The 16,904-nt window shown below is 72.9% G+C and carries 16 protein-coding genes; 9 read left to right on the forward strand and 7 right to left on the reverse strand.

Features of this window, described 5'->3' with window-relative positions; translation table 11 throughout:
- Nucleotides 1-44 precede the first annotated feature (44 nt).
- Nucleotides 45-3,188, forward strand: a complete 3,144-nt coding sequence (locus ACCP09_RS39185; RefSeq protein ID WP_433754125.1) for an ATP-binding protein — start codon at nt 45-47, stop codon at nt 3,186-3,188.
- Between the two features lie 4 nt (nt 3,189-3,192).
- On the opposite strand, the gene ACCP09_RS39190 is transcribed toward ACCP09_RS39185, so the two are convergent.
- From ACCP09_RS39190 to ACCP09_RS39205, 4 genes are read right to left on the reverse strand one after another with little or no spacing between them, the layout of a single operon-like run.
- Nucleotides 3,193-4,038 (reverse strand): ABC transporter permease, encoded by an 846-nt coding sequence (locus ACCP09_RS39190; RefSeq protein ID WP_027929680.1) that lies wholly within the window; start codon nt 4,036-4,038, stop codon nt 3,193-3,195.
- Nucleotides 4,035-5,012 (reverse strand): ATP-binding cassette domain-containing protein, encoded by a 978-nt coding sequence (locus tag ACCP09_RS39195; RefSeq protein WP_431903029.1) that lies wholly within the window; start codon nt 5,010-5,012, stop codon nt 4,035-4,037. The genes ACCP09_RS39190 and ACCP09_RS39195 overlap by 4 nt, the downstream gene beginning before the upstream one ends.
- Before the next feature lie 17 nt (nt 5,013-5,029).
- Entirely contained in the window at nt 5,030-5,590 is a 561-nt protein-coding gene (locus ACCP09_RS39200) for an NADPH-dependent FMN reductase (RefSeq protein ID WP_027929682.1), read from the reverse strand.
- 55 nt (nt 5,591-5,645) lie between these two features.
- Entirely contained in the window at nt 5,646-6,170 is a 525-nt protein-coding gene (locus tag ACCP09_RS39205; protein WP_433754128.1) for a 2'-5' RNA ligase family protein, read from the reverse strand.
- Nucleotides 6,171-6,235: 65 nt separating this feature from the next.
- On the opposite strand from ACCP09_RS39205, the gene ACCP09_RS39210 reads away from it, so the two are divergent.
- Together ACCP09_RS39210 and ACCP09_RS39215 are read left to right on the forward strand one after the other, a co-directional pair.
- Nucleotides 6,236-7,789 (forward strand): acyl--CoA ligase family protein, encoded by a 1,554-nt coding sequence (locus tag ACCP09_RS39210; protein ID WP_433754130.1) that lies wholly within the window; start codon nt 6,236-6,238, stop codon nt 7,787-7,789.
- 203 nt (nt 7,790-7,992) lie between these two features.
- A complete protein-coding gene (locus tag ACCP09_RS39215) occupies nt 7,993-8,640 on the forward strand; it encodes a response regulator (RefSeq protein WP_027929684.1) in 648 nt (215 codons plus the stop codon).
- 28 nt (nt 8,641-8,668) lie between these two features.
- Here the strand turns inward: ACCP09_RS39215 and ACCP09_RS39220 are convergent, their stop codons facing one another.
- Together ACCP09_RS39220 and ACCP09_RS39225 are read right to left on the reverse strand one after the other, a co-directional pair.
- On the reverse strand, nt 8,669-9,502 hold the full coding sequence (locus ACCP09_RS39220) for an aldo/keto reductase (protein ID WP_433754133.1): 834 nt from the start codon (nt 9,500-9,502) through the stop codon (nt 8,669-8,671).
- 20 nt (nt 9,503-9,522) lie between these two features.
- Complete coding sequence (locus ACCP09_RS39225) at nt 9,523-10,707, reverse strand: MFS transporter (RefSeq protein WP_123686738.1); 1,185 nt, start codon at nt 10,705-10,707, stop codon at nt 9,523-9,525.
- Nucleotides 10,708-10,843: 136 nt separating this feature from the next.
- Here ACCP09_RS39225 and ACCP09_RS39230 point away from each other — a divergent pair, with 136 nt between their 5' ends.
- Nucleotides 10,844-11,305 carry a MarR family winged helix-turn-helix transcriptional regulator gene (locus ACCP09_RS39230; RefSeq protein ID WP_027929687.1) on the forward strand — a complete coding sequence of 154 codons (462 nt, stop codon included), beginning with the start codon at nt 10,844-10,846 and terminating at the stop codon, nt 11,303-11,305.
- Between the two features lie 171 nt (nt 11,306-11,476).
- Nucleotides 11,477-11,980 (forward strand): hypothetical protein, encoded by a 504-nt coding sequence (locus tag ACCP09_RS39235; protein ID WP_433754136.1) that lies wholly within the window; start codon nt 11,477-11,479, stop codon nt 11,978-11,980.
- 1 nt (nt 11,981) lies between these two features.
- Here ACCP09_RS39235 and ACCP09_RS39240 read toward each other — a convergent pair whose 3' ends face one another.
- The gene (locus tag ACCP09_RS39240) at nt 11,982-12,548 is read right to left on the reverse strand and encodes a TetR/AcrR family transcriptional regulator (RefSeq protein WP_027929688.1); all 567 of its coding nucleotides are present in this window, start codon (nt 12,546-12,548) and stop codon (nt 11,982-11,984) included.
- 88 nt (nt 12,549-12,636) lie between these two features.
- Between ACCP09_RS39240 and ACCP09_RS39245 the strand changes: the two genes are divergently transcribed.
- The 4 genes from ACCP09_RS39245 (at nt 12,637) to ACCP09_RS39260 (ending at nt 16,867) form a co-directional block, all read left to right on the forward strand.
- Complete coding sequence (locus tag ACCP09_RS39245; protein ID WP_433754138.1) at nt 12,637-13,653, forward strand: aldo/keto reductase; 1,017 nt, start codon at nt 12,637-12,639, stop codon at nt 13,651-13,653.
- 7 nt (nt 13,654-13,660) lie between these two features.
- Nucleotides 13,661-14,518 carry an LLM class flavin-dependent oxidoreductase gene (locus ACCP09_RS39250; protein WP_433754140.1) on the forward strand — a complete coding sequence of 286 codons (858 nt, stop codon included), beginning with the start codon at nt 13,661-13,663 and terminating at the stop codon, nt 14,516-14,518.
- A gap of 107 nt (nt 14,519-14,625) precedes the next feature.
- Nucleotides 14,626-15,735: an NDMA-dependent alcohol dehydrogenase gene (locus ACCP09_RS39255; protein WP_027929691.1), complete on the forward strand. Its 1,110-nt coding sequence runs from the start codon at nt 14,626-14,628 to the stop codon at nt 15,733-15,735.
- Between the two features lie 13 nt (nt 15,736-15,748).
- Entirely contained in the window at nt 15,749-16,867 is a 1,119-nt protein-coding gene (locus ACCP09_RS39260) for an NDMA-dependent alcohol dehydrogenase (RefSeq protein WP_433754143.1), read from the forward strand.
- Nucleotides 16,868-16,904 lie beyond the last annotated feature (37 nt).

Here is a 16,904-nt window from a genome sequence, read left to right on the forward strand (position 1 = left end):
ATCCAGCGGACAATCCGGACATCGGCGCGCTAGCGTCTGGGGTGATGGACACCCACCTCGAACCCGCCCTGATCGGCCGCGACCACCCGGCCGGCCTGCTGCGCGCCGAGATCGGGCGGGCGGTGGACAGCCACGGCGGGCTCGTGCTGGTCACCGGGGAGCCTGGGATCGGCAAGACCACCCTGGTCACCGGCGCGGCGGACGAGGCGCGCCGGCTGGGGGCGCTCGTCCTCGGCGGCGCGTGCTGGGACTCCGGCAGCGCGCCCGGCTACTGGCCCTGGGTGCAGGTGCTGCGCGGGCTGCGGCGCGCCGCGACCGCCGACGAGTGGGCCGCGGTCGAGCGGGACGCCGGGGGCGGGCTGGCGGTGCTGCTGGGCGAGGCGGACCCGCGGGAGACGCCGGACGGGTTCCGCCTCTACGACGCCGTCACCAGCGCGCTGGTCACCGCCTCGCACAGCCGTCCGGTCGTGGTCGCGCTGGACGACCTGCACTGGGCCGACACCGCCTCCCTCAAGCTGCTCGAGTTCGCCGCCGGGCACACCTGGTTCGAGCGGCTGCTGCTGATCGGCACCTACCGCGACGCGGAGGTCGAGGTCGCCGACCACCCGCTGCGGCCGCTGCTCTCCTCGCTGGTCGCCAAGGCGCGCACGATCACGCTCACCGGCCTGGAACCGGACGAGGTCGGCCGGCTCATCACGCGCACCGTCGGCGAGACCCCGGGCCAGGAGGTCGTGGCCGAGGTGCACCGGCGCACCGGCGGCAACCCGTTCTTCGTCGAGCAGGCCGCGCGCCTGTGGCACAGCGGCGGATCGGTCACCGCGATCGCGCCCGGGGTGCGGGACGCGGTGCGCCGCCGGCTGTCGCTGCTGCCGGAACCGGTCGTCGGGCTGCTGACCACCGCCGCGGTGCTCGGCCAGCAGTTCCACCGCCAGGTGCTCGCCGCGGTCGCCGCGATTCCCGCCGCGCCCGCCGACCGGCTGCTCGACCAGGCCGTGGCCGCGCGGCTGGTCACCGTGCGCGGCGGCGGCCGGTTCGCCTTCGCCCACGACCTGGTGCGCGAGACGCTCTACGACTCGCTCGGCGAGGACGAGGCCCGCGAGCGCCACGCCGCGGTGGTCACCGCGCTGGAGGGCAACCCCGCGCTGGCGGACCGGATCCTGCCCGCCGAAGCCGCGCGGCACGCCTACCTCGCCGGTCCGCTGGTGCCGCCGTCGCGGGCGGTGGACCTGATGGTCGCGGCGGGGCGGGCCGCCTCCGGCCGGATGGCGTTCGAGGAAGCCATCGGGCACTTCCGCCGTGCCGCCGAGATCGCCGGCGAGCCGCGGCGGCGCGTGCTCGTCCTGCTCGAACTGGGCGGCGAGCTGCACCACTTCGACGAGACCGCCGAGGGCTGGGCGGTGTTCGAGGAGGCCGGCGCCCAGGCCCGCGCGCTGGGCGACGCGGAGCTGCTGGCCCGCGTGGCGCTGACCGCCTACCGCTGGGGCGACGACGCGGAGCGCGCCGACCTGAAGGCGGGGCTGATCGCCGAGGCGCACCGGGCGCTGATCGGGCCGGGCGAGGCCGAGCGGCCGCTGGAGGACCGGGCCAGGGAGGTGATCGTCCGGCTGGGCAGGCTCGCCCGCGAGGACGGCGACGACGAGGCGCTCGGCTTCAGCCTTTCCACGCTGCACGACTCGATCTGGGGGCTGGGCACGGCCGCCGAGCGCGAGGCGCTGATGGCGGAGCTGGCGGAGGTCGCGCACCGCAGCGGGGACACCGAGACCGAGCAGTACGCCACGTCGCTGCGCTGGGTGGCGCTGCTGGAGCTGGGCGATCCGCGTTACTTCGACCAGATGCGGGCGTTCGTGACGCTCGCCGAGCAGGGCGATTCCCGCCGGATGCAGTTCGGCGCGCAGATCGACCAGAGCATCCTGGCCGGGTTCCAGGGCCGCTTCGCCGACGCGGAGGCCCTGTTCGACGGTGTCCTGTCGACGCCGGAACAGGTGCACCACAGCCACTTCCTGCCGATGCTGCGCCACCACCGGTGGTCGCTGCTGTTGCAGCAGGGCCGGTTCGACGAGCTCGCCGAGTTCCACGCCTCGCTCGGCCCCGGCGACCACCCCTACCCCGGACTGCTGGAGGCCACCACCGCGGCGCAGCGCGGTGACATGGCCGCGGCGGCCGGGTACCTGGCCGGGCTGGGGGAGCGGCCGGCGTTCCCGCGCTCGTACCTGCCGATGTTCCTCCGGCTGCAGGCGCAGACCGCGGCGGGCACCGGCGACGCCCGGCTGGCCGAGCGGGCCAGGGAAGCGCTGCTGCCCTACGACGGGCAGTGGCTGGTGTCGGTGTTCGGGTTCGAGATCAGCGGCCCGGTCACCCTGTGGCTGGGAAAGCTGGCCGCGGCGGCGCGGCGCTGGGACGAGGCGCTGGAGCGGTACCGCGCGGCCGAGCGGTCGGCCGAGTCGATGCGGGCCCGGCCGTGGGTGGTGGAAGCCCGGCTGGCGCGGGCCGCCGCGCTGCTGGACCGGGTGGCGCCGGGCGACGAGCGCGAAGCCGCGGCGCTGCTGGACGTGGTCGCCGCCGAGGCGGCCGAGCTGGGCCTGCGGCACGTGCCGGAACGCGTCCGCCGCCTGCGCGCGCGGCGCGACGAGCCGGCCGCCACCGGGGAGTTCCGGTTCACCGGCACGACGTGGACGCTCGCGCTGGCCGGGCGCACGGTGCACCTGCCGGACGCGAAAGGCCTGCGGGACCTGCACTTCCTGCTCAGCCACCCGGGCACCGACGTGCCCGCGGTGCGGCTGCTGGACCCGGCGGGCGGCGAGGTGGTGGTGGCCGCCCGGCGCCTCGGCGGGGACGAGGTGCTCGACGACACGGCGAAGGCGGCCTACCGGCGCCGTCTCGCCGTGCTGGACGACGAGATCGACGCGGCGGCCGCCCGCGGCGACGACGACGGGGCCGCCCGGCTCGACAGCGAGCGGGCGGCCCTGCTGGCGGAACTGCGTGCGGCCGCCGGTCTCGGCGGGCGCACCCGGCGTCTCGGGGACGAGGCCGAGCGCGCCCGCAAGACCGTGACCGCCCGGATCCGCGACACGCTGCGCCGGCTGGACGGTCGCCACCCCCAGCTCGCCGAGCACCTGCGGGCGACCGTCTCGACCGGCGCGAGCTGCCGCTACGACCCGGGCGACCCCGGCATCACCTGGCGGCTCTGACGCCTCACTTGCGGTTGTAGAGCCGCATCGTCAGCGTGCCGAACACCGCGAGGAGCGCGCCGCTGGCGATGAAGGTCCACATGATGTCGCTGCCGTCCGGCGCGCCCATCATCAGGCCGCGGACCGCGTCGGACAGGATCGTCACCGGGTTGACGTTGACGAACGCCTGCAGCCAGCCGGGCATCGTGGCCGGGTCGACGAACACGCTGGACAAGAACGTCAGCGGGAACAGCACCATCATGCTGACGCTCATCACCGACTTCTCGGTGCGCAGCAGCAGCCCGAACATCGTCCAGATCCAGGAGAACGCGAACGAGAACACCAGCAGCAGGCCGATGCCGGCGAGCACGCCGCCGACGCCGCCGGCCGGCCGGAAGCCGAGGATCAGCCCGACGCTGAGGATGACGGCTGAGGCCGTGCTGTAGCGGAACACGTCGCCCAGCAGCGCGCCCACCAGCGCGGCAGGCCGCCAGATCGGCAGCGTGCGGAACCGGTCGAACACACCCTTCTCGATGTCGATGTTCACGCCCAGCCCGGTGTACATCGTGATCATCACGACGCTCATCACCAGGATCCCGGGCAGCAGGAACTGCAGGTACTGGGTGGTCGACCCGGCCAGCGCGCCGCCGAACAGGTAGGTGAACATCAGCGTCATCATGATCGGGAACGCGGTGACGTCGAACAGCTGCTCGGGCACGTGCTTGATCTTCAGCATGGCCCGCCAGCCGAACGTCAGCGACGCCGACAGCGCGCTGGGCCGCTGCGGCTGCTCGCCGGCGTCGAGCACGGCGTGCAGGCTTTCGGCGGCCGGGGTGTAGGCCGGGGACGTGTCGGTCGTGGTCGCGGTCATGCCGCTGCCTCCTCTTCGGCGGGGTGGTCGGTCAGCGCCAGGAACACCTCGTCGAGGCTGGGCTGGCCGAGGGCGAAGTCGTCGACGGTGATGCCGGCCTGCGCCAGGTCGGACAGCGCGCGGGCGGCGTGCTCGGCCGCGCCGAGGTCGGACTCGCCGCCGCCGATTCGCGCGGTCAGCGACACCGGGTCGCCGCCCAGCTCCACAGTGGACCCGAGCGCGCGGGCCATCACCCGCTGCGCCTCGGCGCGCTGGGCGCCGTCGCGCAGGCGGACGTGGATCGAGCCGGCGCCGACGGAGGCCTTCAGCTCGCCGGGGGTGCCCTCGGCGATCACCTTGCCGTGGTCGATGACCGCGATCCGGCCGGCGAGGTGGTCGGCCTCGTCGAGGTACTGGGTGGTGAGCAGGACGGTGGTGCCCTGGGCGACGATGATCCGCACGATGTCCCACACCTGGTTGCGGCTGCGCGGGTCCAGGCCAGTGGTCGGCTCGTCCAGGAACAGCACGTCCGGGGTGCGCAGGATGCTGGCCGCGATGTCGATGCGCCGCCGCATGCCGCCGGAGTAGTTCTTCACCTGCCTGCCGCCGGCGTCGGTCAGCCCGAACGCCTCCAGCAGCTGGTCGGCGCGGCGCCGCGCGGCCGGTTTGCGGTGTCCCAGCAGGCGGCCCAGCAGCACGAGGTTCTCGACGCCGGTCAGGTCCTCGTCGATCGAGGCGTACTGGCCGGTGAGGCTCACCCGCTGCCGCACCGCGTCCGGTTCACGCAGCACGTCGTGGCCGAACACCCTGGCCTGCCCGCCGTCGGGCCGGAGCAGGGTGGCCAGCACCCGCACCGCGGTGGTCTTGCCCGCGCCGTTCGGTCCGAGCACGCCGTACACGGTGCCGGCGGGCACGGCCAGATCGACGCCGTCCACGGCGCGGGTCTTGCCGAACACCTTGACCAGCCCCGACGTTTCGATCGCCAGGTCGCTCATGGTCCTTCCTTCCTTGTTCACGCCACGTAGGGGCGGGCCCGGCGGGCGGCGCGCAGCGCGTGGCCCCACCAGACGAGCTGGTCGAGCATCGGGCCGGCCGCGTGGCGGACGGCCTCGTCCCGCGGGCCGCCGTCGGGCCCCATGTCGAAGAGGTTGAAGCTCACGGTGTTGCGCAGGGTCACGGTGTGCAGCTCGGTGAACACCACACGGAGCTGCTCGACCGCGTACAGCCCGGCGCAGCTGCAGCCGTAGGACACGAACGCCACCGGTTTGGCCTGCCACTCGTCGTAGGCGAAGTCGATCGCCTGCTTCAGGGAGGCCGGGAAGCTGCGGTTGTACTCCGGGGTGACGACGACGAACGCGTCCGCGCGGTCGATGCGGGAGGTGAAGGCCGTCATCGCCGGGGTGGCGCGGGCGGGGTAGCGGGCCGGGAAGTCGAACTCCGCGAGGTCCACCACGGACAGGTCGAGGTCGTCGCGCTGGCCCGCGGTGCGGGCGAACCACTGCCCGACCCGCTGCCCGGCGCGGCCCTCCCGGGTGCTCCCGATCAGGACCAGGACCCTCAGGACGTCCTCCACGGTGGCCTCCTCCCGTTCTCGACCGGAAGGCGCTAGATCGGCCGCTAGATCGGATCTAGCGGGCGGGGGCCCGGAATCGGAACCGGCCTCGCGGCTGCCAGGCGCCGTCGAAGACGGCGAGCCACGCCTCGGTGAGCCTCGCCGACAGCGGCAGCGTGGCCTCGACCGCCCGCACCAGCGCGGCGGCCTCCCGTGGGCTCGCGCCCATCGCCACGGTCAGGTGCGCGCCGACGTCCTCGCCGAACCGGCCGTCGTAGGGCACGACCCCGGGCCACCGCCGCCGCAGGGCCGCGATCAGCCCGGTGAGCGGCTGGAGCGGGTCGGGCCGCAGGTACACGAACCCGTCGTGGTGGTGGCAGCGTTCGAACCGGACCTCCATCGCGGGTTGCCGCTCCAGCGCATCCGCCAGCGCCGTGACGGTGGCCTCGTCCAGGTCGGCGGCCGGCCGGAACGGGTACAGCAGCGAGATGTGCGCGGGCAGGCCCCGGCGGGCGGCCGGCGACAGTTCGGCCGCACGAGCCAGCAGCGGGTCGGCGGCCGGCACCGGGATCGCCAGCACACTGCGTCCGCGCTGGGTCATGGACCGGTTCTATCGCGGATTCCGGCCGGAGCGGAAACGATCTCGCGCGGGTTACGCTCGACCGCGTGACGGAGCTGTCCTTCGAGCCGCTGTCGCCGGTGTCCTTCCTGGACCGGGCGGAGGCGGCCCACGGTGACCGGACCGGGGTGGTCGACGGGGCGCGGCGCTTCACCTACGCCGAACTGGCCGACCGGTGCCGCCGGCTGGCCGGGGCGCTCGCGCCGCTCGCGCGGGGCCGGCCGGTCGCCGTCCTCGCGCCGAACACGCACGTGCTGCTGGAAGCCAACTTCGGGGTGCCGTGGGCCGGGGTGCCGCTGGTCGCGGTCAACACCCGCCTGTCCGCGGGCGAGATCGCCTGGATACTGCAGCACTGCGAGGCCGCGGTGCTGGTGCACGACCCGGTGTTCGACGAGCTGGTCGCCGAGGTGCTGGCCAGGCTGGACAGGCCGGTCGAGGTGATCCGCGCGGGGGACGAGTACGAGGAGCTGCTCGCCGGCGCGACCCCGCGGGCCGAGGCGCCGCGCGACGAGCGCGGCCTGTTGTCGATCAACTACACCTCGGGCACGACCGGCCGTCCGAAAGGGGTGATGTACCACCACCGCGGGGCGTACCTGCAGGCGCTGGCGATGGTCGGGCACACCGGGCTCTCACCGTCGGCGGTGCACCTGTGGACGCTGCCCATGTTCCACTGCAACGGCTGGTGCTTCCCGTGGGCGGTGACCGCGGCCGCGGCGACGCACGTCTGCCTGCCGAAGGTCGAGCCGGCCCTGGTGTGGCGGCTGATCCGCGACGAGGGCGTCACGCACCTCAACGGCGCCCCGACCGTGCTGTCGATGCTCGCCTACGCCCCGGAGGCCGCGCCGGTCGCGCACCCGGTCCGCGTCGCCACCGGGGGCGCCCCGCCGACCCCGGCGATCCTGCGCCGCATGGGGGAACTGGGCTTCGACGTCACGCACCTCTACGGCCTCACCGAAACGTTCGGGCCGATCATGATCTGCGACTGGCGTCCCGAGTGGAACGCGCTGGACACCGCCGCGCAGGCCCGGCTCAAGGCGCGGCAGGGCGTGGGGAACCTGGTGTCCTGCCGGGCCCGGGTCGTCACCGAGGACGGATCGGACGTGCCCGCCGACGGCGCGACCACCGGCGAGATCGCGGTGCGCGGCAACAACGTCATGCTCGGCTACTACCGGGACCCGGACGCCACCGCCGAGGCCGCGCCGGACGGCTGGTTCCGCACCGGCGACCTCGGCGTGATGCACCCGGACGGTTACGTCGAACTGCGCGACCGCAGCAAGGACGTGATCATCTCCGGCGGCGAGAACATCGCCAGCGTCGAGGTGGAGCAGGCGATCGCCGACCACCCGGCCGTGCTGGAGGTCGCCGTCATCGCGGTGCCGGACGACCACTGGGGCGAGGTGCCCGCCGCCTACGTGACCCTGCACGACGGGGCGTCGGCGACCGCCGAGGAGATCGTCGAGTTCGTCCGGGGGAGGATCGCGCGGTTCAAGGCACCCAGGCGGGTGGTGTTCGGGCCGCTGCCCAAGACGTCCACCGGCAAGATCCAGAAATACGTGCTGCGCGACCAGGCGTGGGCCGGCCGCGCGTCGCGTATCCGATGAGTAACGACACGGGTTAGCGGTCCACCCGGCGGGGTAGCCGGTGAGCAACGAACGCTAGGCAGGGGTGGGCGCGAATGTTGTGGCTGATGTTGCTGGTACCAATCGTCATCCTGGTCTTCACGGTGAGTCTGCAGAAGTTCGAGGCCGTGATGCTCGAGACCGATCCGTTGCGGGACCGCCGTCGCTACCGATGAGGTGAGGGGATGATCACGGTCTTCCTGGTCGACGATCACGAGGTGGTGCGGCGCGGAGTCGCGGACCTGGTGGAGGCCGATCCGGAGCTGACCGTGGTGGGCGAGGCCTCGACGATGGGTGAGGCGCTGACGCGGATCCCGGCGGCGCGGCCGGACGTGGCGGTGCTGGACCTGCGGCTGCCCGACGGCAGCGGCATCGAGCTGTGCCGGGAGCTGCGGTCCCGGATGCCGGAGCTGCACTGCCTGATCCTCACGTCCTACACCGACGAGCAGGCCATGCTCGACGCGATCATGGCCGGCGCGGGCGGGTACGTGGTGAAGGACGTGCGCGGCATGGAACTGGTGTCGGCGGTGCGGCAGGTCGGGGCCGGGAAGTCCTTGCTGGACAACCGGGCGGCCTCCGCGCTGATGTCCCGGATCCGGGACGAGGCCGCGCCGGCCGGTGCCGTGTCACGGCTGTCGGAGCAGGAACGCAAGCTGCTCGACCTGATCGGCGAGGGGCTGACCAACCGCGAGATCGCCGAACGCATGTTCCTGGCCGAGAAGACCGTGAAGAACTACGTGTCGCGACTGCTGCACAAGCTCGGGATGCAGCGGCGCACGCAGGCGGCCGTGCTGGCGACGAGCCTGCGCCGGGACCGGCCGGGCCGCCGGTAGCGGCGGCCCGGCTGCTGGTCTTCCGGCGTCAGCGGACGTTGAAGGTGTCCGGGTCGGGCCCGGTCCGCAGGCCCTTCTCCAGCTTCCCCAGCTCGGCGAGGTCGCTGTCGTCGAGTTCGAAGCCGAACACGTCGAGGTTCTCCTTGATCCGGGACGGCGTGACCGACTTCGGGATCACGACGTTGCCCAGCTGCAGGTGCCAGCGCAGCACGATCTGCGCCGGGGTGCGGCCGTGCTTGTCCGCGAGCGCGGTGATCGCCTGCTCGCCGAGCAGCTCGCCGCCCTTGGCCAGCGGGCTCCACGCCTCGGTCACGATGCCGTGCTGCGCGTGGTACTCCCGCAGCTCGGCCTGCTGCAGGTAGGGGTGCAGCTCGATCTGGTTGACCGCGGGCACGATCTGGCTCTCCTGCGCCAGCCGGTCCAGGTGGTGCGGCTGGAAGTTGGACACGCCGATCGCGCGGATGCGGCTGTCGGAGTAGAGGCGCTCGAACGCGCGCCAGCTGTCGGCGTAGCGGTCGGCCTCCGGGACCGGCCAGTGGATCAGGTACAGGTCCAGGTACTCCAGGCCGAGATCGGCCATGCTCTTGTCGAACGCGCGCAGCGTCTCGTCGTAGCCCTGGTCGGAGTTCCACAGCTTGGTGGTGACGAACAGCTCCTCGCGCGCGATGCCGGACTGGGCCAGCGCTTTGCCCACCGCGGCCTCGTTGGCGTAGGCGGTCGCGGTGTCGATGCTGCGGTATCCGGCCTCCAGGGCCGCGGTGACCGCCTGGGTGGTCTCGTCGGCGGGGACCTGGAAGACCCCGTAGCCCACCTGCGGCATGTGCACGCCGTTGTTCAGTTCGACCGTGGGAATGGCGGTCATGTCGTTCCTTTCGCTGTCGTTCATCGGTGGACGGCCGGGATCTCCGGCTGCGTCCGGGTGGCCGGGCGCCGGTCGAGCGCGCCGGAGACCAGCGCGACGCCGAGCCCGGCGGCGGCCAGCACCGCGCCGATCCAGTTCGGCGCGGTGTAGCCGAGGCCGTGGCCGATCGCGAGCCCGCCCAGCCAGGCGCCGCCCGCGTTGCCGAGGTTGAACGCCGCGATGTTCGCGGCCGACGCCAGTGCCGGCGCGTCCCCGGCCTTGGCCATGACACGGGCCTGCAGCGGCGGCACGGTCGCGAACCCGGCGGCGCCGAACAACGCGATCGTGACGGCGGCGGGCAGCTGCGCGTGCGCGGTGAAGACGAACGCGACGAGCACCACGGCCAGCGCGGCCAGGATGACGTACAGGCTCGGCATCAGCGCGCGGTCGGCGGCCTTGCCCCCGAGCAGGTTGCCCACCACCAGGCCCCCGCCAAACAACACGAGGAGCCAGGTCACCGCGCCGGGGGAGAAGCCGGCGACGCCGGTCATCATCGGGGCGATGTAGGTGAAGGAGGCGAACACCCCGCCGAAGCCGAGCGCGGTCATGGCCAGCGCGAGCCACACCTGCGGCCGCCGGAACACGGCCAGCTCGCTGCGCAGGCTCTGGCCCTCGGTGACGGGCTGGCGGGGGACGAGCGCGACGACGCCCAGCAGAGCGATCACGCCGAGGACGGCCACCGCCCAGAACGTGGAGCGCCAGCCGAGGTGCTGGCCCAGCGCGGTGCCGCCGGGCACGCCGAGCACGTTGGCGACGGTCAGGCCCGTGAACATGATCGCGATGGCGCTCGCCTGGCGGGACTTCGGCACGAGCGAGGCGGCGACGACCGAGCCGACGCCGAAGAACGCGCCGTGCGAGAGGGCGGCGATCACGCGGCCGGTCATGAGCAGACCGTATCCGGGGGCGATCGCGGAGACGACGTTGCCCGCGATGAACAACACCATCAGGCCGGTGAGGACGGTCTTGCGCGGCACCTTCGAGCCGAGCGCGGTGAGCAGGGGCGCGCCGACCACGACGCCCAGGGCGTAACCGGAGATCAGGAGCCCGGCCGTGGGCACCGAGACGCCGAGGTCGGTGGCGACCTCGGGCAGCAGGCCCATGATCACGAACTCCGTGGTGCCGATGCCGAAGGCGGCGATGGCCAGCGCGATGAGGGCGACAGGCATGTGGTTCCTCGTCAGAGCTTGGGGGATCAGCTTGAGCAACTACCCGCTCTCGCAATAGTTGCACACGCGGGTTATTGCCAACGACGGCTAGACTAGCAGGCAAGTAGACTGGGGGCCTGCGAGGAAGAGGTGAAGCGTGTCACTGCCCGACGACGCGGTCGAAGCCCGCGCACACGGCTGGCGGACCCTGGCGGCGCTGCACGCCCGGATCGAGGACCGGCTGGAGCGCGCGCTGCAACGTGACCACGAGCTGTCCGTGAGCGAGTACACGGTGCTGGAGGTGCTGTCCCGCCAGGACGGCTTCCACCTGCGCATGAACCAGCTCTCCAGTGCCGTCGTGCTGAGCCAGTCCGCGACCACGCGGCTGGTCAGCAGACTGGAGGACCGGGGGCTGCTGCAGCGCTACCTGTGCCCGACCGACCGCCGCGGGATCTACACGGAGGTGACCGCGGCGGGGCGGGAGCTGTTGGCCGCCGCGCGGCCCACCCATGACCGGGCGCTGACGGAGGCGTTGGCGGCGGCGGAGGAGCTGCCGGAGCTGGCGCCGCTGGTGGGGGCGCTGCAGGCGCTGGAGTTGCCGGCGGCCGCGGGGCGCTGACGCCGGGCTGCTCGGTATTGGCTGCGTCGGCGCCCGCGGGTTTCTGTTCGTTCCCCTGTGCCCGGTCGCGGTTGCGCGGCTTGGGGCACGCGGTGTGGCGGGCGCGCTGGGCGGCGGACCGTGCGCGCAGGGGCGCGGGGCTGTCCGGCCGCGCGGGTTAGGGTCCCGGGTGTGTCGATCAACTTCGGTGGCGTGCTGGCGCTCGCGGGGCTGCTGGCCGTCGGCGGGTGCGCCGCCGATCGCGGCTACGCCGTGCCGGATCACGTGTGCGGCGTTCCGGTGGACTCCGCCGCGCTGGCGCCGCTCCTGCCGGGCGGTGAGGGGCTCACCGAGAGCTTCACCGACAAGGGGCAGGGCAGCGTGTCCTGCCGGCTGAGCGTGGACGGCTCGACCGTGCTCCACCTCGCGGCCGACGTCACCGACCGTGGCACCGCCGCGGTGTCCCTGGACGACGACGGCCTGCGGCGGCTCGGGAACCCCGTCCTCGTCGACGGCGCGGGCGACGTGACCGCGGTGGCGGACCGCGGGGCCAAAGCAGCGGCCGAGTGCACGCACGCCGGACAGCCGCGGTTGTTCGTGGGTCTCGTCCAGTCGGAGGCCGCACCACCGCGGGACGCGCTGCTGGCGTTCCTGGCGAGCTGGTTCCCCGCAGCGCGCGCGGCACTGGGGTGCTGACTCAGCGCAGCCCGGCGATCAGCAGTTCCACCAAGCGGCGGGCGTCGTAACGGGGGTCCGAGTCCGCGCCGACACACAGGTTTCCCACGCCGCGCATCAGGGCGTACGCCTCGACCTCCCGGCGGATCTCGCCCGCGGCGCGCGCGGCTTCGAGGAGGTTCGCGCACACCGGGACCAGCCGCTCCAGGAAGTAGGCGTGCAGCGCGGCGAAGCCCGCCTCGTCGGACTGCAGTACGCCCGCCAAGCCGTGCTTCGTCACCAGGAAGTCCACGAACAGGTCCACCCACTTCCGCAGCGCCTCGTACGGCGCCTCGCTCGCCAGCAGCGCCGGACCGGCCTCGGCGCAGGCGTCGACCTGGTGCCGGTACACGGCGATGATCAGGTCCGCCCTGGTGGGGAAGTGGCGGTAGATCGTGCCCATCCCGACCCCGGCCTCCGCGGCGATGTCCCGCACCGGTGCGTCCACGCCCGCCCGCACGAACACCGCGGCGGCCGCGTCCAGCAGGGCCTTCTCGTTCCGCCGGGCGTCGGCCCGCTTGGTCCGGGCTGGCTTCCCCTCGTCGGCCACGCACACCTCCTTGCTAAGCGGAACAAGGTTCCGTATCGTGGTAGCGGAGCAACGTTCCGCTTGCTCCCACCATAGAGGGGACACCGCCATGCAGTACCGCACCCTGGGCCACACCGGCGTACGCGTCAGCGCCCTGTCGCTCGGCGCGATGAACTTCGGCGCGATCGGCCGCACCACCCAGGACGAGGCGAACGCCATCGTCGGCGCCGCGCTCGACGCCGGCGTCAACCTGATCGACACCGCCGACTTCTACCCGGGCTCGGAGGAGATCGTGGGCCGCGCCATCGCCGGCCGCCGCGACGACCTCGTGCTCGCCACCAAGGCGGGCCTGCCGGTCGACGACGACCACAGCCACCGCGGCGCCTCCCGCCGCTGGCTGGTCACCGAGCTGGACCGCAGCCTGCGCCGCCTCGGGGCCGACCACGTCGACCTCTACCAGATCCACCGCTGGGACCCGGCGACCAGCGACGAGGAGACCCTCTCGGCCCTGACCGACCTGCAGCGCGCGGGCAAGATCCACTACTTCGGCTCGTCGACGTACCCGGCGTACCGCATCGTGCAGGCCCAGTGGGCGGCCCGCGAGCACCACCTGGGCCGGTTCGCCACCGAGCAGCCCGGCTACTCGATCCTGCAGCGGGCCGTCGAGGCCGACGTCCTGCCGGTCACCGAGCAGTACGGGATGGGCGTGCTGGTGTGGAGCCCGCTCGCGTCGGGCTGGCTCTCCGGCGCCATCCGGGCCGACCGCGAGTTCCGCACCAACCGCTCCGCGAACATGCCCGAGCGCTTCGACACCACCCTGCCGGTCAACCGGGCCAAGCTCGACGCCGTCGAGCAGCTGGCGAAGGTCGCCGACGAGGCCGGCCTGACGATGATCCAGCTCGCGCTCGGCTTCGTGCTCGCGCACCCGGCCGTGACCACCGCGCTCATCGGCCCGCGCACCCTGGACCACCTGCACTCCCAGCTCGCGGCCGCCGACGTGGTGCTGCCCGCCGACGTGCTCGACGCCATCGACTCGATCGTCGCCCCCGGCACCGACCTCGCTCCCGGCGAGAAGGTCGACACCCGGCCCGCGCTGCTCGACCCGTCGCTGCGGCGACGCCGATAGGAACCCCATGCCCAGTTTCGGCATCATGACGGCGCCCATGCAGGCCGGCTACGACGACATCCGCCGCGTCTGGCGCGAGGCCGACGCCATCCCCGAGATCGAGCACGCCTGGCTGTTCGACCACCTCATGCCGATCGCGGGCGATCCGCACGGCCCGGTCCTCGAAGGCTGGACCCTGCTGTCCGCCCTGGCCGCGCAGACCAGCCGTCTGCGCCTCGGACTACTCGTGACGAGCAACCGGTTCCGCCCGCCCGCGGTGCTGGCCAAGATCGCCACCACCGTGGACGTCGTCGCGGGCGGCCGCCTCGACTTCGGCATCGGCGTCGGCTCGCGGCCGGGTCACCCGCTCGCCCGCCGCGAGTACGAGGCACACGGCCTGCCCTTCCACGACGCCGCGGACGCCACCGCGAGCCTCGCCGAGGCGCTCACCGTCATCCGCCGCCTGTGGACCGACGAGCAGCCGTTCGACTTCGACGGCGATCACGTCAAGCTCACCGGAGCGTTCGGCAACCCGAAACCGGTTCAGCGTCCCGGACCGCCGATCCTCGTCGGCGGCCGCGCGAAGGCGACGCTGCGGGTGGTCGCCGAGCACGCGGACCTGTGGAACATCCCGGGTGGCGACCTCGCCGACGCCGTCGAGCGCAGCGCCCTGCTGGACCGGTACTGCAGCGAGATCGGCCGCGACCCGGCCGCGATCACGCGGTCGATCCACCTGCCGGTTTCCTACGAGCGGCCCGGCGACACCCGCGAGGCGATCGGCGCGGCCGCCGACGCCGGCTTCACCCACTTCGTCCTCGGTCTGGCCGCGCCCTACCCGCCGGGCGTCGCCGGGTGGGTGGCCGAGGAGGTGATCAGGGCGGCCTGAGCCCGGCCGCGTGCAAGGTTTTCGTGACGTGGAAAGGGCGCTGGTGCCGCCGGTGGCCCGAAGCGAAGGTGGGTCGAGCCACCCCACGTCAGCGAACGGGGACCTTCATGACCATCACCACGCGAGCCGCGGTGTGCCGGGAACCCCGGCGCCCCTGGGAGATCATCGACCTCGACCTGGACGAGCCGAAGGCGCACGAGGTCCGGATCCGCTTCCACGCGGCCGGCCTGTGCCACTCCGACGACCACATCCAGAAGGGCGACGCGCAGATGCGCTTCCCCGTGGTCGGCGGGCACGAGGGCGCCGGGGTCGTCGAGGCCGTCGGCGCGGACGTCACCCGCGTCGCGGTCGGCGACCACGTCGTCTGCTCCTTCATCCCGGCGTGCGGCCAGTGCCGCTACTGCTCCACCGGGCACCAGAACCTGTGCGACGCAGGCAAGAACGCGTCCACCGGGGAGTTCCCCGACGGCACGTTCCGCTTCCACGCCGGCGGCGAGGACTTCGGCGGGCTGTGCGTGCTCGGCACGTTCTCGCAGTACGCCGTGGTGTCGGAGTTCTCCTGCATCCCGATCCCGCGGGACATCCCGTTCGAGATCGCCGCGCTGGTCGGCTGCGGCGTGCCGACCGGATGGGGCTCGGCGGTGTACGCGGCGGGCGTGCGCGCGGGGGAGACCGTGGTGGTCTACGGCGCGGGCGGCGTCGGCAGCAACGCCGTGCAGGGCGCGCGCTACGCCGGCGCCAAGCACGTGGTCGTGGTGGACCCGGTGGAGTTCAAGCGGGACATGGCGAAGGTCTTCGGCGCGACCCACACCTTCGCCGATGCCAAGGAAGCGCATGACTTCGTGGTCGAGACCACCTGGGGCCAGCTCGCCGACCACGCGATCATCACCGTCGGCGTCCTGCACGACGAGGTGATCGCCCGCGCGCTCGACGTCGTCGGCAAGAGCGGCAAGGTCACCATCACCGCCGTCGGCGGCGGCTGGATCGACGCCAACGCCGGCCTGTTCATCGGTTACCAGCGCCGGGCGCAGGGCGCGTTGTTCGGCAACTGCAACCCGCTCTACGACGTGCCCCGGCTGCTGGGCCTGTACCGCTCGGGCGACCTGAAGCTGGACGAGCTGATCACCCGGCGCTACGCGCTGGACGAGGTCAACCAGGGCTATCAGGACATGCTCGACGGCAAGAACATCCGCGGCGTCATCGTCCACGAGCACTGAAGGGGATCGCGACATGAGCATCACCACCCGCGCCGCCGTCACCCGCGCGCCCCACCGCCCGTGGGAGATCACCGAGCTGCAGCTGGACGAGCCGAAGGCGCACGAGGTGCGCGTCAAGTTCCACGCGGCCGGGCTGTGCCACTCCGACGACCACATCACCAAGGGCGACGCCCCGGTGCGGCTGCCGATCGTCGGCGGCCACGAGGGCGCAGGCGTCGTCGAGTCGGTCGGCCCGCACGTCACCCGGGTCAAACCCGGCGACCGGATCGTCTGCTCCTACATCCCCGCCTGCGGCAAGTGCCGTCCCTGCTCGACCGGGCACCAGAACATGTGCGACGAGGGCAAGAACGCCTCCACCGGCATGTTCGCCGACGGCACGTTCCGCTTCCACGCCGACGGCGAGGACTTCGGCGGGTTCTGCACCCTCGGCACGTTCTCGCAGTACGCGGTGGTGTCCGAGTGGGCCTGCCTGCGCCTGCCTGACGACATCCCGTTCGAGATCGGCGCGCTGGTCGGCTGTGGCGTGCCGACCGGCTGGGGATCCGCGGTGCACGCGGCGGGCGTGCGCGCCGGGGAGACCGTCGTGATCTACGGCGCCGGCGGCGTCGGCAGCAACGCCGTGCAGGGCGCGCGCTACGCCGGGGCGAAGAACGTCGTCGTGGTCGATCCGGTGGAGTTCAAGCGGGACATGGCGAAGGTCTTCGGCGCCACCCACACCTTCGCCACCGCCAAGGAAGCACACGACTTCGTCGTCGAAACCACCTGGGGCCAGCTCGCCGACCACGCCATCTGCACCCCCGGCGTGCTCACCGAGGAGATCGTCAACGCGGCCGTGCAGGTCACCGGCAAGGGCGGCAAGGTCACCGTCACTGCCGTCGGCCGGATCGACGAGCGCGCGGTGCACTTCCCGGCCGGCATGCTGATCGGCTACCAGCGGCAGCTGCGCGGCGCGTTGTTCGGCGACAGCAACCCGCTCTACGACGTGCCCCGGCTGCTGGGGCTGTACCGCTCGGGCGACCTGAAACTGGACGAGCTGATCACCCGGCGCTACACGCTCGACCAGGTCAACGACGGCTACCAGGACATGCTGGACGGCAAGAACATCCGCGGCGTCATCGTGCACGAGCACTGAGTCCACGAGCACTGGCGCGACACACCTCCCCACCCCC

This window comes from Amycolatopsis sp. 3B14 (assembly GCF_050958625.1).
Classification (GTDB): domain Bacteria; phylum Actinomycetota; class Actinomycetes; order Mycobacteriales; family Pseudonocardiaceae; genus Amycolatopsis_E; species Amycolatopsis_E thermoflava.

Coding starts and splice junctions, on each gene's coding strand:
- ACCP09_RS39185 (WP_433754125.1), top strand. CDS start 45: ATGGACACCCACCTCGAACCCGCCCTGATCGGCCGCGACCACCCGGCC.
- ACCP09_RS39190 (WP_027929680.1), bottom strand. CDS start 4,038: ATGACCGCGACCACGACCGACACGTCCCCGGCCTACACCCCGGCCGCC.
- ACCP09_RS39195 (WP_431903029.1), bottom strand. CDS start 5,012: ATGAGCGACCTGGCGATCGAAACGTCGGGGCTGGTCAAGGTGTTCGGC.
- ACCP09_RS39205 (WP_433754128.1), bottom strand. CDS start 6,170: ATGACCCAGCGCGGACGCAGTGTGCTGGCGATCCCGGTGCCGGCCGCC.
- ACCP09_RS39215 (WP_027929684.1), top strand. CDS start 7,993: ATGATCACGGTCTTCCTGGTCGACGATCACGAGGTGGTGCGGCGCGGA.
- ACCP09_RS39220 (WP_433754133.1), bottom strand. CDS start 9,502: ATGACCGCCATTCCCACGGTCGAACTGAACAACGGCGTGCACATGCCG.
- ACCP09_RS39225 (WP_123686738.1), bottom strand. CDS start 10,707: ATGCCTGTCGCCCTCATCGCGCTGGCCATCGCCGCCTTCGGCATCGGC.
- ACCP09_RS39245 (WP_433754138.1), top strand. CDS start 12,637: ATGCAGTACCGCACCCTGGGCCACACCGGCGTACGCGTCAGCGCCCTG.
- ACCP09_RS39250 (WP_433754140.1), top strand. CDS start 13,661: ATGCCCAGTTTCGGCATCATGACGGCGCCCATGCAGGCCGGCTACGAC.
- ACCP09_RS39255 (WP_027929691.1), top strand. CDS start 14,626: ATGACCATCACCACGCGAGCCGCGGTGTGCCGGGAACCCCGGCGCCCC.
- ACCP09_RS39260 (WP_433754143.1), top strand. CDS start 15,749: ATGAGCATCACCACCCGCGCCGCCGTCACCCGCGCGCCCCACCGCCCG.